This window comes from Rhodococcus sp. USK13, assembly GCF_018343855.1.
Taxonomy (GTDB): domain Bacteria; phylum Actinomycetota; class Actinomycetes; order Mycobacteriales; family Mycobacteriaceae; genus Rhodococcus_F; species Rhodococcus_F oxybenzonivorans.
This window is the reverse complement of record NZ_CP069242.1, coordinates 1,837,954-1,859,165: the sequence shown is the minus strand read 5'-3', so window position 1 is coordinate 1,859,165 and position 21,212 is coordinate 1,837,954. Positions and strand designations below refer to the sequence as shown.

The 21,212-nt window shown below is 66.2% G+C and carries 22 protein-coding genes and 1 pseudogene; 7 read left to right on the top strand and 16 right to left on the bottom strand.

The window, feature by feature from the left end; all coding sequences use genetic code 11:
* Positions 1–10: 10 nt before the first annotated feature.
* Entirely contained in the window at positions 11–1,270 is a 1,260-nt protein-coding gene (gene entS / locus JQT59_RS11445) for an enterobactin transporter EntS (protein ID WP_213577639.1), read from the bottom strand.
* A gap of 152 nt (positions 1,271–1,422) precedes the next feature.
* Here entS and JQT59_RS11440 point away from each other — a divergent pair, with 152 nt between their 5' ends.
* The 3 genes from JQT59_RS11440 to JQT59_RS11430 all read left to right on the top strand — a co-directional run bounded on the left by JQT59_RS11440 (position 1,423) and on the right by JQT59_RS11430 (position 3,905).
* Positions 1,423–1,665 carry a phosphopantetheine-binding protein gene (locus JQT59_RS11440; RefSeq protein WP_109333732.1) on the top strand — a complete coding sequence of 81 codons (243 nt, stop codon included), beginning with the start codon at positions 1,423–1,425 and terminating at the stop codon, positions 1,663–1,665.
* Entirely contained in the window at positions 1,662–2,498 is an 837-nt protein-coding gene (locus JQT59_RS11435) for a siderophore-interacting protein (RefSeq protein ID WP_213576239.1), read from the top strand. The genes JQT59_RS11440 and JQT59_RS11435 overlap by 4 nt, the downstream gene beginning before the upstream one ends.
* 63 nt (positions 2,499–2,561) lie before the next feature.
* Positions 2,562–3,905: a YhgE/Pip domain-containing protein gene (locus JQT59_RS11430; protein ID WP_213576238.1), complete on the top strand. Its 1,344-nt coding sequence runs from the start codon at positions 2,562–2,564 to the stop codon at positions 3,903–3,905.
* Here the strand turns inward: JQT59_RS11430 and JQT59_RS11425 are convergent, their stop codons facing one another.
* Positions 3,906–4,115, bottom strand: coding sequence for a hypothetical protein (locus JQT59_RS11425; RefSeq protein WP_159923704.1), 210 nt, complete (start codon positions 4,113–4,115; stop codon positions 3,906–3,908).
* A gap of 118 nt (positions 4,116–4,233) precedes the next feature.
* On the opposite strand from JQT59_RS11425, the gene JQT59_RS11420 reads away from it, so the two are divergent.
* Positions 4,234–5,778: a bifunctional 3'-5' exonuclease/DNA polymerase gene (locus JQT59_RS11420; RefSeq protein WP_249354344.1), complete on the top strand. Its 1,545-nt coding sequence runs from the start codon at positions 4,234–4,236 to the stop codon at positions 5,776–5,778.
* A gap of 82 nt (positions 5,779–5,860) precedes the next feature.
* On the top strand, positions 5,861–8,089 hold the full coding sequence (locus tag JQT59_RS11415) for an MMPL family transporter (RefSeq protein ID WP_213576237.1): 2,229 nt from the start codon (positions 5,861–5,863) through the stop codon (positions 8,087–8,089).
* Positions 8,090–8,107: 18 nt separating this feature from the next.
* On the opposite strand, the gene JQT59_RS11410 is transcribed toward JQT59_RS11415, so the two are convergent.
* The 4 genes from JQT59_RS11410 to JQT59_RS11395 are packed head-to-tail and all read right to left on the bottom strand — an operon-like array spanning position 8,108 to position 10,570.
* Positions 8,108–8,962: a DNA-3-methyladenine glycosylase family protein gene (locus JQT59_RS11410; protein ID WP_213576236.1), complete on the bottom strand. Its 855-nt coding sequence runs from the start codon at positions 8,960–8,962 to the stop codon at positions 8,108–8,110.
* The gene (locus JQT59_RS11405) at positions 8,959–9,564 is read right to left on the bottom strand and encodes a methylated-DNA--[protein]-cysteine S-methyltransferase (protein WP_213576235.1); all 606 of its coding nucleotides are present in this window, start codon (positions 9,562–9,564) and stop codon (positions 8,959–8,961) included. The genes JQT59_RS11410 and JQT59_RS11405 overlap by 4 nt, the downstream gene beginning before the upstream one ends.
* Positions 9,561–10,067, bottom strand: coding sequence for an RNA polymerase sigma factor (locus JQT59_RS11400; RefSeq protein ID WP_213576234.1), 507 nt, complete (start codon positions 10,065–10,067; stop codon positions 9,561–9,563). The genes JQT59_RS11405 and JQT59_RS11400 overlap by 4 nt, the downstream gene beginning before the upstream one ends.
* Positions 10,058–10,570, bottom strand: coding sequence for a methylated-DNA--[protein]-cysteine S-methyltransferase (locus JQT59_RS11395; protein WP_213576233.1), 513 nt, complete (start codon positions 10,568–10,570; stop codon positions 10,058–10,060). Before JQT59_RS11395 ends, JQT59_RS11400 begins: the two co-directional genes overlap by 10 nt.
* Positions 10,571–10,707: 137 nt before the next feature.
* Between JQT59_RS11395 and JQT59_RS11390 the strand changes: the two genes are divergently transcribed.
* A complete protein-coding gene (locus JQT59_RS11390; protein ID WP_213576232.1) occupies positions 10,708–11,262 on the top strand; it encodes a ribulose 1,5-bisphosphate carboxylase large subunit in 555 nt (184 codons plus the stop codon).
* 7 nt (positions 11,263–11,269) lie between these two features.
* Here JQT59_RS11390 and JQT59_RS11385 read toward each other — a convergent pair whose 3' ends face one another.
* From JQT59_RS11385 to JQT59_RS11365, 5 genes and pseudogenes are all read right to left on the bottom strand, one after another.
* On the bottom strand, positions 11,270–12,007 hold the full coding sequence (locus tag JQT59_RS11385) for an SDR family NAD(P)-dependent oxidoreductase (RefSeq protein ID WP_213576231.1): 738 nt from the start codon (positions 12,005–12,007) through the stop codon (positions 11,270–11,272).
* A complete protein-coding gene (locus tag JQT59_RS11380) occupies positions 12,004–13,029 on the bottom strand; it encodes a phosphotransferase family protein (protein ID WP_213576230.1) in 1,026 nt (341 codons plus the stop codon). The genes JQT59_RS11385 and JQT59_RS11380 overlap by 4 nt, the downstream gene beginning before the upstream one ends.
* Entirely contained in the window at positions 13,026–14,237 is a 1,212-nt protein-coding gene (locus JQT59_RS11375) for an acyl-CoA dehydrogenase family protein (RefSeq protein ID WP_213576229.1), read from the bottom strand. Before JQT59_RS11375 ends, JQT59_RS11380 begins: the two co-directional genes overlap by 4 nt.
* 97 nt (positions 14,238–14,334) lie before the next feature.
* Positions 14,335–14,955, bottom strand: coding sequence for a TetR/AcrR family transcriptional regulator (locus JQT59_RS11370; protein WP_213576228.1), 621 nt, complete (start codon positions 14,953–14,955; stop codon positions 14,335–14,337).
* A 23-nt stretch (positions 14,956–14,978) separates the two neighbouring features.
* A pseudogene (locus tag JQT59_RS11365) lies at positions 14,979–15,958 on the bottom strand (NDMA-dependent alcohol dehydrogenase); the annotation flags it as partial.
* A gap of 142 nt (positions 15,959–16,100) precedes the next feature.
* Between JQT59_RS11365 and JQT59_RS11360 the strand changes: the two are divergent.
* Entirely contained in the window at positions 16,101–16,568 is a 468-nt protein-coding gene (locus tag JQT59_RS11360) for an SRPBCC family protein (RefSeq protein ID WP_213576227.1), read from the top strand.
* Here the strand turns inward: JQT59_RS11360 and JQT59_RS11355 are convergent.
* The 5 genes from JQT59_RS11355 to JQT59_RS11335 all read right to left on the bottom strand — a co-directional run bounded on the left by JQT59_RS11355 (position 16,565) and on the right by JQT59_RS11335 (position 21,198).
* Complete coding sequence (locus JQT59_RS11355) at positions 16,565–17,554, bottom strand: NADPH:quinone oxidoreductase family protein (protein WP_213576226.1); 990 nt, start codon at positions 17,552–17,554, stop codon at positions 16,565–16,567. The genes JQT59_RS11360 and JQT59_RS11355 overlap by 4 nt on opposite strands.
* Positions 17,555–17,557: 3 nt before the next feature.
* Positions 17,558–18,316, bottom strand: a complete 759-nt coding sequence (gene fabG, locus JQT59_RS11350) for a 3-oxoacyl-ACP reductase FabG (protein WP_213576225.1) — start codon at positions 18,314–18,316, stop codon at positions 17,558–17,560.
* On the bottom strand, positions 18,313–19,554 hold the full coding sequence (locus JQT59_RS11345) for an acyl-CoA dehydrogenase family protein (protein WP_213576224.1): 1,242 nt from the start codon (positions 19,552–19,554) through the stop codon (positions 18,313–18,315). Before JQT59_RS11345 ends, fabG begins: the two co-directional genes overlap by 4 nt.
* Before the next feature lie 22 nt (positions 19,555–19,576).
* Complete coding sequence (locus JQT59_RS11340; RefSeq protein WP_213576223.1) at positions 19,577–20,386, bottom strand: SDR family oxidoreductase; 810 nt, start codon at positions 20,384–20,386, stop codon at positions 19,577–19,579.
* Positions 20,387–20,502: 116 nt separating this feature from the next.
* Positions 20,503–21,198: a TetR/AcrR family transcriptional regulator gene (locus tag JQT59_RS11335; RefSeq protein WP_213576222.1), complete on the bottom strand. Its 696-nt coding sequence runs from the start codon at positions 21,196–21,198 to the stop codon at positions 20,503–20,505.
* Between the last annotated feature and the right edge of the window lie 14 nt (positions 21,199–21,212).

The window sequence follows — 21,212 nt, the reverse complement described above, 5'->3', positions numbered from 1 at the left end:
CTGCCCAGCGTCACTGTGCCGCCGCCGAGAGGTCTTCGGCGGCGGCACTGCTGTAGGTGCGCAGCCCCTTCAGGACGAGCGCCAGGACGGCGAGCACGACGATGCCACCGGCGCCGTAGAGCAGGAACGCTTCCCGCGGCCCGACTGCGGCACCGACGGCACCGGCGACGAGTGCTCCCGCTGCCGAACCGGTGGAGATCTGCGCACCCCACACACCGGCGACGCGGCCCCGGTATTCCTCCGGCGTCTCGGTCTGGATCACGGCGTATCGAAGAATGTCGCCGACTACCCGCCCGAATCCGTGTGCTGCCAGGCCGAGGAACGTGACGGCGAACATCGGCACGGCGCCCACCCCAACCAGGCCTCCCGCTGCGATCATCGCGGCCGAGAACACCACGAGCCCGCCTCGACGGGCCGTCCCGGTCCAGCCGCTGGTGAGCGATCCGGTGAGAGCGCCCACGGCGGGGGCGCTGTAGAGGAATCCGGTTGCGGCGGGGCCGGTGTGGAGCACCTCGCTCGCATAGGCGGGTAGCAGAACGTTCCAACCCGTCAGCATCATCGCGCAGAAGCCCACGAGCAGCGTGCCGCCCACCACGGAATCCTTGGCGGCGTATGTGAACCCGCTGGCGATCGAACGCAGGGGACCCTCGGTGTTCTTGACAGGTGGTGGCAGCGAAGGCAACCGGGCGATGCAGTAGGCCGTGATCGCCGACGAGACAGCGGCGAGCACGTAATTGGTGCCCACCGACGTGGTCGCGATGATCACGCCACCGATCGCCGGCGACGCGACGGTGCCGAGGTCGGCCATGACCGTCATCAGTGCCCCAGCGGCCGCCATCTTGTCCTTCGGCAGCAGCGATGGGATCACGGCCATCAAAGCCGTCGACGAGATTCCGCCTGCCAGTCCCTCGATCACGCCACACAGGTAGATCACCCACAGCTGCGGCGTCGGCAGAAACGCGTTGACCGCCAGGATCGCGAAGGCGATACCCGCGCTGGCTCGCGCGAGGGCAATCACGGGTCGTCGGTCGTACCTGTCCGCGATCACTCCACCGAACAACGTTCCGATGAACACCGACGACCCCACGACGATGCTGGCCGCGCCGACCGAGAGTGTGGAACCGGTCATGTCGTACACCTGCAGCGGCACCGCCACGAGCAGCAGTCCGAGGCCGAAGATCGAAATGGTACGGGCAACGAAGATGTACCGGAATTCGCGACTCGTCCGTAGCGGTGTCAAGTCGATTGCGTACCTCGAGAATCCAGCCATCGTCATCCATTCACACTCGGTCGCAGCAGTTCGCCATTCCCGCTCGCGGACGCGACGAACTATGCTTAGGCTTCACTAACCCAGCAACCTACCCCATGTCGCCGAAGACGCTCAACGAGTCGAGTTCCGAGCGACGAACCGGAGGGAAACCCGTGAGCTCTGCCCCGAAGACCGCACTCAGCCGGAACCGAATTCGCGAGGACGTCGCCGACGTGCTCGGCGTTCCGGTGACCGAACTGGACGATTCGGCGAACCTCCTCGACGAGGGCATGGACTCGGTGCGCGTCATGGCGCTGGTGGAGCGGTGGCGGACGGCCGGGGCCTCCGTCGATCTCGTGGACCTCGTCGGCGAGCCGACCCTCGACGCCTGGTTCGACGTCACTGCGGCCCGATGAGTGCGCCCCGCCTCCCACTTGTTCTGCGGGTCGCCGACATTCGACCGGTCACCCCACGGATGACCTGCGTCCGGTTCGCCGGGACGGAGGTACTCGACTACGCCGCGGGATCGTGTGTACCCAACATCAAGTTGTGCTTTCCGCATCCCGTGCACGGACTACTGCTTCCCGATCCCGACGTGGACGGCCGCTACCAGTGGCCGGAGCCCGAGGGACGGCAACTGGTACGCACGTACACGGTGCGGCGGCTCAGCCAGGAGAACGCCGAGCTGGACGTGCATTTCGTCGACCACGGCGACGACGGTGTCGCGGCGCAATGGCTCCGGAGCGCCGCGCCCGGTGATCGACTGGGTGTGCTCGGCGGCGGCGGTAAATCGATCCGTCCCGCGCAGTGGTACCTGCTGGCGGGCGACGAGTCGGCACTTCCCGCCATCGCGGCCATCCTCGAGGAGCTGCCCGCCGATGCGTCGGGGCGGGTGCTGATCGACGTCGCCGACGAGCACGAGCGCCAGGATCTACGTCATCCGGCCGGAGTCGAGGTGGAATGGCTGTACCGCCGCGGCGGTGCCAGTCGCCTCGCCGACACCGTCCGTGCCGCTGTCCTGCCCGCCGACCGGTCCGCGATGTTCGCGTGGGTGGGTGCCGAATCCGCGACGGTCCGCGAACTCCGCCGATACCTGCGCACCGAGGTCGGGCTCGATCGGTCTCAGGTGCTGCTCATCGGGTACTGGCACCGCGGCATGTCCGAATCGGCGTACAAGGCGGCCGCCGACAACGACCGGGATCCGGCCGAGTCCTCGAGTCGGCCCGGCATTTCCCGGACGACCGCCTAGGCTTGACCCGGCTGGTCGGGTGTGCGGGTCGACCGGTGTCGACACGGGAGGACGCGAGGGGCAATGGCACACGAGACGAGCGGGTCCGGCAAGACGAGCGTGCTTCGGACACCACGCTTCTGGATCGCCCCACTGCTGCTGGTGTCGATCGTCATGTCGCTGTTGGCCGCGCTGTACATGGGCGGCATGCTCGACCCCACCAAGAACCTCGACCATTTCCCGATCGCGCTGGTCAACCAGGACGAGGGTGACACGCTGCCCGGCTCGACTCCGCCCGAGCAGCAGAACCTCGGCGACCAGATCGAGGCGGGGCTGATCGAGGGTGTCGACCCCGAGAAGGTGGAACTCCGGCGAATCGGAATCGCCGAGGCGCAGTCGAAACTCGACAACGGTGACCTCTACGGTGCCATCGTCATTCCGAGCGACTTCACGAAACGCACGTTCATCCTGGCTCAGGCGAGTGTGATTCCCGGTGACGTGGAGCGGCCCGTCATCACCATCTACACCAATCCGCGTGCAGGAACGATCAGCGCCAATCTGGTGTCGAACATCGGTCAGATGGCGATGGACAAAGCCAATCAGACGATGGGCGAGCAACTCACCGCCCAGGTGACGCAGCAACTCGCTGCCACCGCACCCGATGCCCAGCTGTCGGGCGCCAGCCGGCTCGTCCTCACCGACCCCATCGACGTCCGGACCGTCGCCCACAACCCGCTGCCCGAAGGCACCGGATACGGTCTGGCGGCGTTCTACTACGCCCTGCTCCTCGTCCTCGCAGGATTCACCGGCGCCACCATCGCGAGCACTCTCGTCGACGGCATGCTGGGATTCACCCCCACGGAGGTCGGGCCGCTGTACCTGCACAACGAGGCGGTGCCGATTTCGCGTTTCAATACCTTGCTGGTCAAGTGGGCCCTCATGACACTGCTCGCGGGAATCGTTTCCGGGCTGTACTTGTGGATCAGCTCGGCCCTGGGACTGCCGATCACGGACCCGCTGGCCCTGTGGGAGTACGGCGCTTTCGCCATCGCCGCTGTGGGTATCACGGCAATGTCGGTGATGGCCGCGTTCGGCAATCTCGGGCTACTCATCAATCTGATGATCTTCGTCGTCCTCGCGCTGCCCTCCTCGGGAGGAACCATCCCGCTCGAGGCTGCACCACGCTTGTACACCTGGCTCGGCGAATTCGAGCCGATGCACCAGATCTACATCGGGGTGCGCGCCATCCTGTTCTTCGGTGCGAAGGGCGACGCAGGACTCATCCATGCAGTGTGGATGACTGCCGGAGGTCTGCTCATCGGCCTGATCTTCGGGGCCGTCGTCACCCGTTTCTACGACCGTAAGGGACTGCATCGCCGCCACAAGGCACCGAACGCACCCGAAACGGTGGACGTGGCCGGATCATGATCAGGCGGACGAACTCGACCAATACGTTCCGAACTGTTCGTACCAGGGATGCAGGGCCGGCGCGGCCGCCAGGATCCTTTCGACGAACTGATCGGGATCGCCGAGTTCGGACACTCTGACTCCCCGAGCCTTGTAGTCGGCGAATGTGGAGTGAAGTCCGGCGATCACCTTGTCGGTTACCGACCGCTCGAACTCCTCGATGGTTGCCATCGGATGCGCCTCCTTCCGGCGAGAAGCATCTTGCCTCAGTGTACTGCCCTACCTGCGGGTTTCCTCGCTGCCGACGGGGGCGTCCCGGCCTGTCGGAGGTGGGGAGCAGACTGGGCCCGTGAGAGTGGTGATGGTTCCGGACGCCGACGGTGGTGCGACGACGATCCGCACCGATCCGGCCGGGGTTCCGCTCGAGTCGCCACGACATCACTCCGACGCCGCGACTGCGGTGGCCGACATCGAAGCCGCCGATCATCCCCGCTGGATCTGGGTCGGCACCGCGGCCGTCTACCCGTCGTTGCTACGGGCCGGAATACGGGTGGGGCGTTGTCACGACCTCGCCCTCACCCACGCGATCCTGAGCATGCGCGACGGGGTTCCGGCGCCGCCCGCCGAGGAACCGCTGACCGACGATCGTCTCGGCCTGTTCGACACCACACCGGTCGCCGATCCTGAACAGGTAGTCGCCGATTTCGCTGCACAACGGAAAACGATCGGCAGCGATTCCCGGCTGGATCTTCTGGTGGCGGCGGAGTCGGCGGGCGCGCTCGCCGCCGCGGAGATGGGCTTCGACGGATTACCCTTCTCGGCTCCCGCCCACGAGGCGTTCCTCGAAGCCGCGCTGGGACCACGCCCCGAGGGGTACGACCTTCCCCAGCGCATCCAGACAGTGTCCGCAGAGATCGGCGCGGCGTTCGGCCGCAGCATCAACCCGGCGTCCCATGTGGAGGTAATCGACGCCTTCCGCCGCGAAGGCATCGAACTGGTGTCGACGCGCAAGCACCTGCTGCGCGAGATCGACCATCCCGCCGTGCCCCTCCTCCTGCATCACCGCGACCTGTCGAAGTTGTTCAGCACCAACGGCTGGCAGTGGCTCGACAGCTGGGTCCGCGACGACCGCTTCCGGCCGGTCTACGTGCCTGGTGGTGTGGTGTCCGGCCGCTGGGCGAGTCGTGGTGGCGGGGCGCTGCAGATTCCGAAGCCGCTCCGGTCGAGCGTGATCGCCGACCCGGGTCACACCTTCGTCATCGCCGACGCCGGTCAGCTGGAGCCCCGCATTCTGGCGGCCATGTCGGGTGACCCGCGCATGGTGGCTGCGGCGGGCGCGGACGACCTGTATGCCCCGGTAGCCGCAGAGACGTTCGACGGTGACCGCGCCAAGGCCAAGGTGGCGATCCTCGGTGTTCTGTACGGTGCCACGGCCGGTGAGGCCCGTTCGCTACTCACCCTGCTGCGCACACGTTTCCCTGTCGCAGTCGAGTACGTGGAGAAGGCTGCCCGGGCAGGCGAACGGGGTGAGGTGGTGCATTCGTGGCTCGGCCGGGCCTGCCCACCGCCGGCACCCGATTTCTGGTCACACGGTGACGCCCGTTCGCGTGGGCGGTTCACGCGCAATTTCGTCGTGCAGGCCACCGCCGCCGAATGGGCGCTCTGTGTGCTGGCCGATCTGCGACGCCGGCTCGCCGACGATTCCGACAGCGAACTCGTCTTCTTCCAGCACGACGAGGTGATGGTGCACACCCGGAACCCGGAGACGGCTACCCGGCACGTTCTCGGAGCCGTCGAGGTGGCCACCCGCCTTCTCTTCGGTGACACCCGGGTGCGGTTTCCCATGGACGTGGCGGTGCGGGACTGCTACGGCGAGAGTTCTATCGAGCCCTGACCACACCAATTTCCGGTGTCGCCGACGGGCTACGCGTGGTGTACTGGGACCCATTGCTGGTGGGGGCGGCGAAGGAGAACCCATGACCAAGTTGGATTCGACGGGCGCGAGCACAAGCGGTGAGGCGCCGCGCAAATTCCGCTGGCCCGCGTTCACCATCGTGGCCATCGCGATCATCGCCTTCTTCGCGGGGGGATTCGGTGGGTCGTTCCAGGGAAAGCTGGCCGAGGTCCAGAAGAACGACAACGCCGCCTACCTGTCGAGTACCGCAGAGTCGACCGTCGTCACCAACGAGTCGTCGAAGTTCCTCACAGTGGAGACGATTCCCGGCTTCGTACTGTTTCATCGCGACTCGGCACTCACCGATCAGGACAAGGCTGCCATCGCGCAGGCCCGCGAGGACATCGCCACCGTCGAGGGCGTCGATGCGGAGGGGATGTCACAACCCCAGTACTCCGAGGACGGCACCACCGCGTCGATTTTCGTTCCCCTCGTCGCAAAGGAGAACGGCACTGCCGTCGCCGGTGACGTGCTCGCCACCACGGAACAGGAGGTGCTCACCGCAGCCGAGAACGCGGCCGGCGGGCTCGAGGTGCTCCCCGCGGGACCCGGTGGTCTCCTCGTGGCCTTCATCGACGCGTTCGCCGGGCTCGACGGCGCCCTACTCGGTGCCGCCCTGCTCGTCGTCGTCCTGATCTTGCTGGTGGTGTATCGGTCCCCGGTGCTGTGGTTCTTCCCGCTCTTCTCGGCGCTACTCGCCCTGGGCATGGCGTCGATGGTGATCTACTTCCTCGCGAAGGCGGAGGTGCTCACGCTCACCGGTCAGAGCCAGGGCATTCTCTTCGTCCTGGTGATCGGTGCGGGCACCGACTATGCCCTGCTCTTGATCTCTCGGTATCGGGAGGAGCTCCATTTCTATCCCAGCCGCTTCGACGCGATGGCCAAGGCCTGGCGGGAGTCGGCTCCCGCCATCACGGCGTCCGCGGTCACCGTCATCCTGGGCCTGCTGTGCCTCACATTCTCGGAGCTCAATTCCAACAAGAGCCTCGGTCCCGTGGCTGCCATCGGCATCGTCTGCACGTATCTGGTGATGATGAGCTTCCTGCCGGTGGCTCTGGCCACCGCAGGTCGGTGGGTGTTCTGGCCACGCAAGCCTCGGGTGGACGAGGCAGCGGATCTCACCACGCACGGTCTGTGGGGCAAGATCGCCGCCCAGGTCGGCAGCAAGGACCGGCCGTTCTGGATCGGTACGACAGTGCTGTTGGCCGCACTGTTCCTGGTGGGCATCGGCAGTTTGAAGACGGAGGGGCTGACGTCCTCGGAGAGCTTCACCAACCGCCCGGACGCCGTCGTCGGACAGGAACTCTACGACTCCAAGTTCGATCCGGGCGCCGGCGCTCCGGCCGTCATCCTGACCAACGCCGCACAGACGCAGGCAGTCATCGACGCGGTCAGTGCTGTCGACGGGGTATCGAAGGAGCCCGGCGCCGTGTGTCCACAAGTCGACGTGGAGAAGCTGTCCGCATTGGTCAAGGCGAACCCCGAGGCGGTGGCGTCGGCCGCAGCAGGACAGACGGGCTGCCCGCCCGACTTCCTCACCGCGGCGCCGATCGACGGTCGCATGGTGGTCAACGCGACTCTCGCCGACTCGTACGATTCCCCGGAAGCCCTAGCGACCGTGGAGCGACTACGTGAGACGGTGCACGCCGTTCCCGGCGCCGACGGCTTGGTCGGTGGAGGCACCGCAACCACCCTCGACGTGCAGACGGCGTCCGTGCACGACCGGAACCTGATCATCCCCATCGTGCTCGTCGTCATCTTCCTGGTGCTGGCCGTGCTCCTGCGCGCACTGCTGGCACCGGTCATCCTCATCGCCACGGTGGTGTTGTCCTTCGCGGCGACTCTGGGCGTGTGCGGATTCTTCTTCACACACGTCTTCCACTTCGCCAACGCCGATCCGGCGTTCCCGCTGTTCGCGTTCGTGTTCCTCGTGGCACTGGGCATCGACTACAACATCTTCCTGATGACCCGTGTGCGCGAGGAAACCCAGGAGCACGGCACACGGTCGGGCGTGTTGCGCGGACTGGCGGTCACCGGTGGTGTGATCACCTCGGCCGGTGTCGTCCTCGCAGCAACGTTCGCGGTGCTGGGTGTGCTACCTCTGGTGTTCCTCGCCGAGGTCGGTTTCGCGGTGGCCTTCGGCGTGCTCCTCGACACGATCATCGTGCGCAGCATCCTCGTTCCCGCCCTCTCGCACGACATCGGCAAGAAGATCTGGTGGCCGTCCGATTTGGCGAAAGCGAAGGACTAGGTTCCCGAAAGCGAAGGGCTAGAACGCTTCTGCGGTCCAGAGGTGGAAGAGGGCATACGCGCGCCACGGCCGCCACGCCTCGGCGAGAGCGGCAGCTTCGCTGCCCTTACCCACCCCGAGTGCCCGCCTGAGAACGAGATCGTCGGCAGGAAACGCGTCCGGGTCGCCGAGCACTCGCACCGTCAGATAGTCCGCCGTCCACGGACCGATTCCGGGCAGCGCGAGTACACCGGCCCGGAACTTCGCCGGTTCGGTGTCGGCGTCGAGTGGCAACCCGTCCGCGGCGGCGTCCGCAAGCGCGTGCACGGTGCGTGCCCGGGCTCCGGTCAGACCGATCGCGGAACGCAACTCCTCCGGCGATCGATCGGCCAGTACCTCGGGTGTGGGAAACGCACGGAACTCGCCGTGCACCGGCCGCCCGTAGGCGGCGACCAACCGGGCACCGAACGTCCGCGCCGCGGCGAGCGACACCTGCTGGCCCAGCACGGTGAGGACTGCGGTCTCGAAGCCGTCGACGCTGCCCAGCCGCCGCAGCCCCGGTCGCGACGCCACCAGCGAAGCAAGTTCCGGGTGCCGGCCGAGTGCGGCGTCGATCGCGAGCGGGTCTGCGTCCAGATCGAGCCAGCGGCGCACGATATCGGTCAACTCCCCGACATCCGCGGAATGCGCCGGGACGATGCGGGTCTCGACATGCCGTTTCTCGGGGCGGACGACAACGGTGACCAGGGCGGGTCCGTGTGCGGCGTTCACCACGCGTGTGTGGGCACCGGTGTCGGGATCGTGCCGCTCGAGACCGGCGATGGTGTGGGCCCGCAGTGCACTCCACAGCGGAGCGTGGGTGAAGGGGTCGCGGTAGGGCAGGAGAACCCTCACGCTGCAGCTTCCAACGTCAGTAGCAGGGACTTCGCTGCGGCCCCGCCCACGTACTGACCGAGGCTGCCGTCGCTGCGTACCACTCGGTGGCAGGGCACCACCACCGGCAGAGGGTTTGTCGCGCAGGCGGTTCCGACGGCCCGCATGGCCCGGGGACTGCCCGCAGCGGCCGCCACGGTGGCATAGCTCCACGTCTGGCCATAGTGGATCTCGGGTAGGTGGGTGAGCACCTCCCGCCGGAAGCCCTTGGCCAGGCGGAAGTCGAGCGGGACGTCGAACGACGTGCGTTGCCCCCGGAAGTACTCCTCGAGTTCGCGGGCCACCGCGTCCAGCCGGGCCGGCGCGCGGAGTATCCGGGGACTGATGCGCTCGGCGAGTCTCTGCAACACGGCATCGTGGCCCTCGCCGGCGAAGGCGACACGTACCAGGCCACGGTCGGTCGCCGCCAGGAGCAACGAACCGACAGGACTGTCCACGGTCCGGTACGCGACGTCGAGGAGTCCGGCGTCGGCGGCGGCGGCGGTGAGCCGGGTGCGGAGTCTTCGCTCGACATCGGAATCCGATACCGACAAGGCGTCGATGATGTCCGGAATGGTGTTCATCCTCTTTCTCCACTCACTCTGTCTCCCAGCATCGAGATCGAGCGGGACCTACGCAGGGCCGCAATACCGTCGGCCGCGGCGCGTCTGGCAGCGTCCGGCGAGTTGCCGAGGATCACTGCGATGTCGGCGTAGGGCAATCCTGCCAAGTAGCGGTAGGCCACGGCGGCGCGTTGTTTCATGGGCAAGGCGCCCACCGCCTCCCACAATTCGGGGTCGCTGCTTCCGGGCAGCCCGCGGTCGGTGGTCTGCTCGGGAACGTGATCTGTCGGAACGGCCCGGCGTTCCCGGGCCCGAATGTGATCGAGCGCCTTGCGGTGCGCGATGGTCACGAGCCAGGCCTCGACGTTACTTCCAGGCCGCAGATCCGGATACGCGCGCATGGCGGCGAGAAACGTGTCCGACCAGGCGTCTTCGGCGTCTATCGGCCCGACCACCGCCCGGCAGACCCGCAACACCGTGGGGCCGTGCTCGGCCACGATCTGCTCGAACGGAATCAGGCCCATCGGCTCAGCCGGATTCCCGACCGTTCCGCCTCCTGGTTCAGCAGGAAACGCTTGCGGTCGAGCCCTCCCGCATACCCCGTGAGGCTGCCGTCGGTTCCGACGACCCGGTGGCACGGAACGATGATGCTGATCGGATTCTTGCCGTTCGCCGCGGCCACCGCCCGGATGGCCGTGGGACTGCCGAGCGCCTCCGCCAATTCGCGGTACGTCCACGTCTCCCCGTACGGGATGGTCCGCAGCGTGTCCCATACCCGCTGTTGAAACGGTGTGCCGCGGGCGGCGAGGGGCAGCGTGAACTCGGTGCGTCCACCGTCGAAGTACTCGGTGAGTTGTGTCGCGGCGGCTTCGAAACCACCGTCGCCGCGCTCACCGAAAGTCGCGACTTCGGGCTGATGCCGATGTTCGGCCATGTAGATGCCGCTGAGAACCCCTTCCACGCTGACCAGCGTGAGGGGACCGATCGGGGAGTCGATGACGGTGTGCGCTGCTCGTTCGGCATTCACGGGAACAATCCTTCCAGGTGTGCTGACCTCTGACAGGTAGACGCCTGGGAACGCCGAAACGTGAGATTGTCCCGATGCCCCGTTCTCGCGGGCCCGTCGTGAGACGGCCCCGCGAGGGCATCAGGCAGGATGTGGGAATGGCTCTCGCATTCCCCAGCCCTGACGACCTCGTGCGCACTGCCACGGGTGTGGCCCGCTGGTCGATGGACACTGCTGGTTTCGCTGCCTCACTCCCCGATCGGGTCGCCGCGCTGCTCGACCGAGTGGAGGTGCTCATCACCCGGATCGAGACAATCAGCGAACGCGCCGAAATGGCCGTCGCCAAGGCGAACGAGGTAGCCGACCGAGCCGCGACCGTGGTCACCTCGAGCACGGAGTTGTCCACCTCGGCTCAGACCCTGATCGGCCTGTACGAGCCGCTCGCAACCAAGGCGGCGCCGATGGCTGCCCGGTTCGTCGAGGACCTGTCGGAGGACGAGATTCATGCGGCGATCGGGTTGGTGAATCATCTTCCCGAGCTGACACTGCGTATGGAGGGGTTGCTGCCCATCCTGGCCAGCCTCGACACGGTGTCCCCCGAGATCCACCTACTCCTCGAAGAAGTGCAGGGTGTGCGTCAGGCGATCCAGGGCGTTCCCGGCTTCAAGTTCTTCCGTAAGCGCGGCGAAGCGAAAGGGGACGACGAGGTCTGACGTCCGCTCAGGCTCGGTACCCGTCCGTTCCCGCGCGCCCGACGACGATCTTGGGCACCACCGCGCGGGACGACAGTCGCAGCAGCGCATCGACCAGTTCGACGATGTCGTTTACCTCGATCATCGACTCCGGCGGAATCTTGTCGTGGGTCCACGCGGACATATCGGTGTCGACGAACGCGGGAGCAAGGGCCGTAGCGGACACTCCGTTGCCCGACTCCTCCACGTTCAGTGTCTCGACCAGTGACATCAGGGCGGCCTTGGTGGCCCCGTAGACGGCCAGTCCCGCTTCGGCGTAGACACCGGTGATCGAGGCCAGGGCGATGACCTTGGCGCCTTTCGCCGGATTCTCGGTCGCGGCGGTCCGGAGCATCGGCAGCGCCTGCTGCAGCAAGCTGAACGGGGCCCGCAGATTCACATCGACGCTCTTGGCGAAGCGGCGCATCGGAAACTCGCCGATCGGCCCGGCCGTCCCCACACCTGCGTTGAGCACCAACGCATTCAGTGAACCGAAGGTGTCGGCATGCGCCGTTGCCACGCGGCCGGCAGAGGCTTCATCGGCGAGGTCGCCGGCCACGACGACCACCTCCTTCGCGCCGGCCGCGCGCAGCTCGTCTGCCACCACTTCGAGGCGCTCGGCGTCACGAGCACTGAGGGTCAGCCCGTAGCCTGCTTCGGCGAGGCGGGTGGCGATACCGCGACCGATTCCGCGCGACGCTCCCGTGATGAGTGCAGACCTGCTCATGCGGACTTCCCCTTCAGTGCGCGCAGTCCGGCGTCGACGAGCGCGGGCACCGCCTCACCTGCCTTGTCGAATCCCTCGGCTGCCGTGGCACCCGCGCGGTACCGGTGGTGGATACCCTGGGCAATGACAGCCAGTTTGAAATTGGCCAACGCCAGGTAAAAATTCCAATTCTTCAGTTCGCGACCGGACGCCACGGTGTACCGCTGGGCAAGGTTGTCAGCGGACGGCATCCGCGGACTCGTCCACGCCGCTGCTTCACCGAGCACGAGGTCGAAGGCGGGTGCGCGATAGACGCACATCAGCGCCACGTCGGTGAGAGGGTCGCCGAGAGTCGACAGTTCCCAGTCCACTACCGCCGCAACCTTGGTCACGTCCGCCGCCGACAGGATGGTGTTGTCGATCCGGTAGTCGCCATGCACGATCGACGACTCCGACCGATCGGGCACGGATTCCGCGAGAGCGGCGTGCAGACGATCGACGTCGGCCGAATCCTCGGTCTTGACCCTGGCCCATTGCCCCGCCCACAGCTTCACCTGCCGGGCGACATATCCGTCCGGGCGCCCGAACTCTCCCAGGCCGACGGCCTGATAGTCCACGTTGTGCAGGTCACCAATCACCCGGACCAATTCGTCCACACAGGAATCGATTTCGTTGTCGGACAGCGCATCGAACTCCGACTGGGTGCGGATCACCTGCCCCGTGACATGTTCGACAACGGTGAAAGGGGCCCCCATCACGCTGTTGTCCTCACACAGCGCCACCGTGGCTGCGACGGGAACGCTCGTGCCCTGCAGCGCCGACGTGACCCGGTATTCGCGGGCCACGTCGTGCGCGGACGGTGTGAGCCCCGCGGTGGGCGGCCTTCGCAGCACCCACCGCGAGGAGTCGTCGAAAATTGTGTAGGTGAGGTTGGATTTTCCGCCGGAGATCAGTTCGGCCCGCAGTTCGCCGTCGAGCGGAACCTCCATCTCTGTCAGGAACTTCTCCAGAGCAACGAGGTCGAGCCCGCGATGCTCGGTCATGCCCCCGCCTCCCGCGCCGCTTTCTTGGCAGCACCGATGACACGCTTGGCGATCGCCCAGCGATGCACCTCGGACGGGCCGTCGTACACCCGGAAGGGACGCACCTCACGAGAGAGCCGTGCGAGAGGCAGATCGCCGGACACTCCGAGACCGCCACACATCTGGATCGAGCGGTCGACGATCCGGAAGATCGCCTCTGCGGCATAGGTCTTGGCGATGGAAGTGGCGTTGCTCGCGTGCCCGCCCTGATCGAGTTCCCAGCACGCCTGTGTCAGCAACGCCCGAGTAGCGGCGATGTCGATCTCGTTGTCCGCGACCATCTTCTGGACCATGCCCAGATCGCCCAGCTTGCCGCCGAACCCTTCACGCCGAGCGACGTGGGCCACCGCGACATCGTGACCGCGCCGCGCCGCACCGAGCCAGCGCATGACGTGCGTCATCCGCGCCGGGCCGAGCCGCACCTGCGCGTAAGCGAATCCCTCGTCCACCTCACCGAGCACACCGCTGTCGGGTATGAACAGATCGTCGAAGAACACCTCGCAGTGGCCTCCGATCATGGACTTGTCGAGCGTGTCGATGTGCCGGCCCACTTTCAGACCGGGCACGTCGGCTGGGGTGAGGAACATGGTGGCACCACCGCGGTCGCCGGGCTGCCCCGACGTGCGCGCGAAAATGATGAAGAATCCGGCACCGTCGGCGCCGGTGATGAAGTACTTGTGCCCGTTGATCTTCCACCCACCGGGCACCTTCTCGGCCCTCGTGGTCAAAGCCGACGGATCGGACCCGGCGCCCGGGGAGGGCTCGGTCATGGCGAAAGCCGACCGCACGTCACCGTGGGCGAGGGGAGCGAGGAACTGCTCCTTCTGCTCCGCACTGGCGATATGCGCGAGCATGTGGACATTGCCCTCGTCGGGCGCGCCGATGTTGAGGGCGATAGGGCCGAACAGCGAGTAGCCGGCTTCCTCGAAGACCGGGGCGCGGTCCGTCATGTTCAACCCGTGTCCGCCGTATTCGACGGGAGCGTGCGGGGCGAAGACACCGGCCTCCTTGGCGGCCTTCTGCAGCTCGACTCGCAGGGTGTCGCCACCTGCCGCGGTGATGTCGCCGCCGTGTTCGTCCTCGACAGGCAGCACCACCTCACGGGTGAACGCCCTGGTCTTCTCGACCAGCACCGTCACCTCCGGCGCATAAGACAGATCGATCGCCACCACTACCTCCAGTCAAAACGAACACCGGGACCGACCGATCACTCGCTCGGTCGCACTGGCGTCGACCATCCCACAGGAACGCGACGTGGTCAAGACGTCAGTCGACGGCCCCTACCGTGCTACGAGCAATCACCAGATACCGTTCGACGATTTCGTCGGGCGACAACGGCCCGTCCTCGCGGTACCAGGTGGCGACCGAGACACACATCGTCACGACAGCGCGGCTCGCGTCCTCCGGGAAGGGTGTCCGGAACAGGCCGGCCGCGACGCCGTCGCGCACGATGTCGTCGACCAGTTGCTGCTGCTCGTCCCGCAGGGCAATGTAAGCCTGCCTGCTGTCGGGCTCCATGCTCCGCGTCTCCCGGGACGCAACGAAGGACTGTTCACGCCGATACATGTGAAAACGCAGCAGTGATTCGATCACCGCGTCGAATCGCTCGCCAGGAGTCGGCCCTGCCTCGGCGACGGCCGCGCGACTGCGGTCGAGCAGGTCACGCATCACCGCGTTGGTCAACCCCACGAGCAGTGCCTGCTTCGAGGGGTAGTGATGGTAAAGACCGGGTACGGACAGTCCGGCACGGGCCGCGATCTCACGAATCGAGGCGCCGTCGTACCCCTTCTCGACGAACGCAGCCAGGGCGGCCGCCAGAACCTTGGACAACCCCTGGTCCGTGTATTCGCGCCACGAACTACCGGCCTCCGTGCCGTTAACCGTCATGGGTCATACGGTAGAGCGTCCCCTCAGTAGTCGTCGTCCGAGTACACGATCAGCCCACGCAGGTTCTTCCCGTCGAGCATGCCCCGGTATCCGTCGTTGACCTGCTCGAGGCGATATGTCCGGGTTACCAACTCGTCGAGCTTCAGCGTTCCGTTGCGATAGAGGTCGAGGAGCGCCGGGATCTGCGACCTCGGGCCGACGCCGCCGAAGATGGCGCCCTGCAACCGCTTCTGCAGCAAGGTGAGCTCGAAGAGACTGAGGGTGACCTGCGTGTCTGCCGCGCTACCCATTCCCGTCACCACCACTTGGCCGCCCTTGCCGGTGATGCTCATCGCCGGCTGAATCATGTCGCCTTCGATCTCACCGACCGTGATGATCGTGACCTCGGCCATCCGCCCCCAGGTGATCTCGCCGATCGTCGGAGCCGCCTCTTCGAGCGACGCAAAGGCGTGGGTGGCACCGAATTCCTTCGCCTTCTGCCGCTTGAACTCCACCGGATCGATGGCGACGACGAAACGCGCACCGGCACTGGCCGCGCCCTGCACCGAATTGATGCCGACACCACCGACGCCGATCACCACGACGGTGTCACCGACCTGCGTTCCACCGATCTGCGTGGCCGAGCCCCATCCGGTCGAGACGCCGCAGCCGAGGAGCGCCGCCTTGTCGAGAGGGATGTCGTTCTCGATCTTGATGACCGACGCCTCGCTCACCGTCACGTAGGGGCAGAAGGTGCCGAGCAGGCACATCTGCAGAACAGGCTCACCGCCCAGGGTGACCCGGAAGGTCTTGTCGGCGATCGCCTGCCCGGTGAGGAGACCGGCACCTTCGTCGCAGATGTTCTGCATGCCCTTCGCACAAGAACGGCACCGTCCGCACGCCGGGACGAAGGCGAGGACCACGTGGTCCCCTTCGGCAAGATTCGACACTCCGGGCCCACCTTGGTCACCACGCCTGCGCCCTCGTGGCCGCCCAGGACCGGAAAGAAGGGCAGGGGGGTGGCCAAGCAAAATCAGCCGCGCATCGACGGCCCAGAAGGAAGGGGGGACCCGGCGACGCCCTGCTTCGGTACCGGGAGTTCACTAGACTCGAGCGAGGTCGCCCAGATCGACAGTCATTTCCGACAGAGAGCCAGGGACCACCCGATGATCCACGTCCGTCATTCCGCGGTAGCCGCCGTCCCCATCGACGTGGCGTTCACGTATATCGACGACTACAGGACGGTCCCCGACTGGATGTTCGGCGTGTCTGATTTCCGTCCCATCGGCGGTTTCGATCAGGGATTGGGCTCGACGTTCGATGCGGCGATCCACATCGGCCCGACCACGCTGCGGTCCCGCCTCGAGGTCACCGCCTGGGAGAAGGATCGGGTGATCACCTTGGCATCGCTCGACGGCGCGGCCAACTCGTCTACGTGGACGTTCGTGGCGCTCGGCCCGGACAGGACCGAACTCGGCGTCGACTTCGCGTACAAGCTCCCCGGAGGTTTGGCCGGCAAGGCCCTCGGGCTCATCGTCGAACCGTTCGTCGAGACGGCCGTGAAGAACACCGAGGCGACCTTGCGGCACAACCTCGAGGAGCTGTACGAGAAACGCGACGCCGACGGCAGCTAGCGGCCCGGCAGGAAAGCGAGCCGGCCGACCGTCGTTCCCTCGCCGAGTCGGGCGAGTCCGTCCGCTACCTCGCTGAGTCCGAGGCGTTCACTGATCATCGGCTTGATGTCACCGGCATCGGCCAACCGTGTCAGCTCTGCGTGGCACTCCCTGATCGCCGCGGGATCGTAGGCGTTGTAGAGACCCCAATGCAGTCCGATGATCGAGTAGTTCTTGATCAGCGCATGATTGAGGCCGGGCGAGGGAATGGTGCCACTGGCGAAACCGATCACGACGATTCGCCCCTCGAACGCGATGCACTTCGTGGACTTGGCGTACGAGTCGCCACCCACCGGATCGAACACGACGTCCGCGCCCCGCCCCCCGGTGAAGTCCTTCACCGCGGCGACGAAGTCCTCACTGTGCCGGTCCACGACCAGATCGGCGCCGAGAGCCCGGGTGTACTCGGCCTTCTGAGGGCCGCCCACCACACCGATCACCTTTGCGCCGGCCGCCTTGCCCAACTGGACGGCCGCGCTACCCACTCCACCGGCTGCCGCCTGCACGAGAAGTGTCTCGCCCGCCCGCAGCTGTGTCCTGCGGTGCAGCGCGAACCACCCCGTCTGATACCCGATCGACAACGCCGACGCCTCCGCGTCGTCCAATGTGGCCGGTGCCGGGAAGGTCGTGGCCACCGACATCACGGCGAGCTCCGCGAAACCGCCGTTCGGCAGGCTGGGCATGCCGATCACCCGGTCACCGACCGCGAACTCGGTGACACCCTCGCCGAGCGCCACCACCTCGCCGCACAATTCCACCCCGGGAGTGAAAGGCAGCGGCGGCTTGATCTGGTACTCGCCGCGGCACAACAGCACGTCCGGGAAGTTGGCGGGAGCTGCAAGAACCTTGACCAGCAGCTCCCCGGACTTCGGCTCGAGGTCGGCGACGTCCTCGAAAGTGAGGACCTCCCTGGGTTGTCCTACTTCGTGCACACGCCATGCCTTCATCGATCAGTCCTTCGGTCCGCCGGCGACGTAGACGACCTGCCCGGAGACGAATCCGGCGCCTTCACTCGCGAAGAACGACGCGGTGTGGGCGATGTCCTCGGGCTGACCGACACGAGCGACAGGAATCTGTGACGCCGCGGCGGCTTTGAAATCCTCGAAGCTCATACCGACGCGCTCGGCCGTGGCGGCGGTCATCTCCGTCTCGATGAATCCGGGTGCAATCGCGTTCGCGGTGACGCCGAATTTGCCGAGCTCGAATGCCAGCGTCTTGGTGAAGCCCTGCATGCCTGCCTTGGCGGCAGAGTAGTTGGCCTGGCCACGGTTGCCGAGCGCCGACGTGCTGGACAGGTTGACGATGCGGCCGAACTTGGCGTCCACCATGTATTTCTGGACGGCACGTGACATCAGGAAGGCGCCACGCAGATGCACGTTCATCACGGCGTCCCAGTCGTCGACCGACATCTTGAACAGCAGGTTGTCGCGGGTGATCCCGGCGTTGTTGATCAGGATCGTCGGTGCGCCCAGTTCGGATGCCACGCGCTCGACCGCCGCCGTGACCGAGGCCTCGTCCGCCACATTGGCACCCACGGCGAGGGCCTCGCCGCCGGCCGACGTGATCGCGTCGACCGTCCCGGCACAGGCGGACTCGTCGAGGTCGAGGACGGCGACTGCATGTCCGTCGCTCGCCAGCCGCTGTGCGACGGCGGTGCCGATACCGCGGGCCGATCCGGTGACGATGGCGGTTCTACGGTCCTGGCTCACTTGTTTCCTCCATGGTGGTTGTTGCCGGTTGTCGAACGGTATTTACGCAGTTCTCGTCTTGCGATGGAAAGTTTGTGCACTTCGTCCGGACCGTCCGCGAGGCGCAGCGTCCGCATATGGGCATACATCATCGCCAAGGGGAAGTCATCGGTGACACCCGCGCCGCCGTGCACCTGGATCGACCGATCGATGATTTTCAGCGCAATATTTGGTGCCGCCACCTTGATCGCCGCGATCTCCGTGCGCGCCTCCTTGTTCCCGACGGTGTCCATCAAGTAGGCCGCCTTGAGCGTCAACAGGCGCACCATCTCGATCTCGATCCGGGCCTCGGCGATCCAGTCCTGAATATTGGCGTTGTCGCTGACCGGTTTCCCGAACGTCACCCGCGACGACGCCCGCCGGCACATCAGCTCGAGCGCCCGCTCGGCCATCCCGATCGCCCGCATGCAGTGGTGAATGCGTCCCGGGCCCAACCGGGCCTGGGCGATCGCGAAACCCTCCCCCTCCCCTTTCAGCACGTCCTTGCCCGGAACCCGCACGTCGGCGAAGTCGATTTCCGCATGCCCCTCCCGGTCCTGATATCCGAACACCGGCAGGCCCCGCATCACCGTGACACCGGGCGCATCGATCGGAACCACCATCATCGACTGCTGCCGGTGCGGCGCCGCCGACGGATCGGTCTTACCCATCACGATCATTACCTTGCAGTTGCGATGCAAGGCATTGGACGCGAACCACTTCCGGCCGTTGAGCACGTAGTCGTCGCCGTCGCGGACCATCGACATCTCGATGTTCGTCGCATCCGAACTCGCCACCGCGGGCTCCGTCATCGCGAACGCGGACGCCATCGTCCCGTCCAGCAACGGCTTCAGATACTTCTCCTTGTGCTCATCGGTGCCGAACAGCGTGAGCACTTCCATGTTCCCGGTGTCGGGTGCGTTGCAATTGCACGCCTCAGACGCGAGATGGCTGCGGCCCATGATCTCCGCCAACGGTGCATACTCGAGGTTCGTCAGGCCCGGACCCCACTCCGGATGCGGATGAAACAGATTCCACAAACCCTGGCTACGCGCCTCCGCCTTCAACTCCTCGAGGATCGGCGGCTGGAAGTGCGGATCGCCCGATTCGCGCATCTGCTCGTCGTACACCCTCTCCGCGGGATACACGTGCGAGTCCATGAACTCCAGTAGATCGGTCTGATACTTCTTCGCGCGGTCGGATACGTCGAACACAGACATGCGAACTCCTCGTGGAGGTGGGTCAGGAAGTCTGGCCGAGTAGTGCGGCCTGATAGCGGCGCATTCCCCGGATCCATCGGTCGTAGTCGGCGCCCTTGTGTCGATACATCTCCAGCACCTCGGCGTGCGGAAGGATCAGGAACTGCTCCGCTTCGATTGCCGCGAGAGCACATTCGGCCACGTCGGCCGGTTCGAGTACCGCTCCGGCAGTGGTGACAGCACGTGCAGCCGTGGCCGACAACGCAGCGTCGTCCGTCAACAGCTTGGTGTTGACACCCATCGGGCACAGGCAACTGACGCGCACACCTTGATCGCCGTAGGTGACGGACAGCCACTCGGCGAAGCCCACGGCCGCATGTTTGCTCACCGAATAGGGCGCCGAGCCGATCTGCGTCAGGAGTCCGGCCGCCGAGGCCGTACTGACGAAATACCCTTCGCCGCGCTCGACCCAGCCCGGTACCAGCAGACGCGCGGCCCGAATGTGCGCGCGAACGTTGACGTCCAGTGCGAGGTCCCACACTGCGTCGTCGAATTCGAGGTCGCTGCCTGCCGCCACACCTGCGTTCGCGAAGTAGAGGTCGACGGGACCGAATTCGCTTTCCGCTGCCGAGATGAGCGATGCGATCTGCGTCGTGTCCGATGCGTCGGCTCCCACCGCGATAGCGGCACCCGGACTGGTGGCGGTGATCCGGTCGACGACGGACTGCGCCGCCGCGGCGTCGAGGTCGGATACGACCACGCGGGCGCCTTCCGCGGCCAGCCGCTCCGCCAGAGCACCACCGATTCCGCCTCCGCCTCCGGTGACGATGGCAACTTTCTGCGCGATCTGCACGAGATTCCTCCCTCGGGGGACACGCTGATGAGCCCCAGTCTTCCACAGAACATATCTGAATCCGGTGTCGGATTCAGCTTTGCGGACCTGGTGTTGCCGTCACCGAGCCACGGTGTTCAGTCCCGATCGGGGAACCGCAGGCCGTTCGCCCAGATTCGGGTAGTGGTGAAGACGACGTCGTCGAATTCGATGGGGGTGCCTCCCGAGCCGTGCTCGTTTGCCACGAAGGCGCTGTAGGCCAGGCGGCTGACCATCCCGGACAGCGCCCGAGACGCCAGCATCGGATCCAGCTTCGTGTCGGCAATTCCGCGCGCCTGCAGTTCGGCGATGCCCCTGGCGTTGCGGGCAATGAAGGCGTCGGCACGCTGCCGGCGCAGATCCGCGAATACCGGGTCGATGTGAGCTACCTGCTCGAGGAGTCCCATGAGCTTGGCATTGCGACGATAAGCCTCGAGGTACGCACGATTACTGGCCTCGAGCACCGCGTACGGATCATCGGTGTCCTGCACCCGCTTCATCCCCGGGTGCATCATGTCTTCCTGCGCCGCCTCCAGGACAGCGGCGAACACCTGCTCCTTGTTGTCGAAGTAGGTGTAGAACGACCCCGTCGAGCACTGCGCTTCCTTGGTGATGTCGGTGAGCCGCGCGTCGAGGTACCCGGACCGCTCGAACACCGTGCGCGCTGCCGCCACCAGAGCCGCACGAGTACGTGCACCCCGAGGGGTCGCGGGCGGCTCCCGCAGCAGAGCGGTGGCCGCCATCGACGGGGCGGGTTGATCGTCCCAGTCTTCGTGGGCGGTGCGCGTGGTCATTTCCTACTTATACG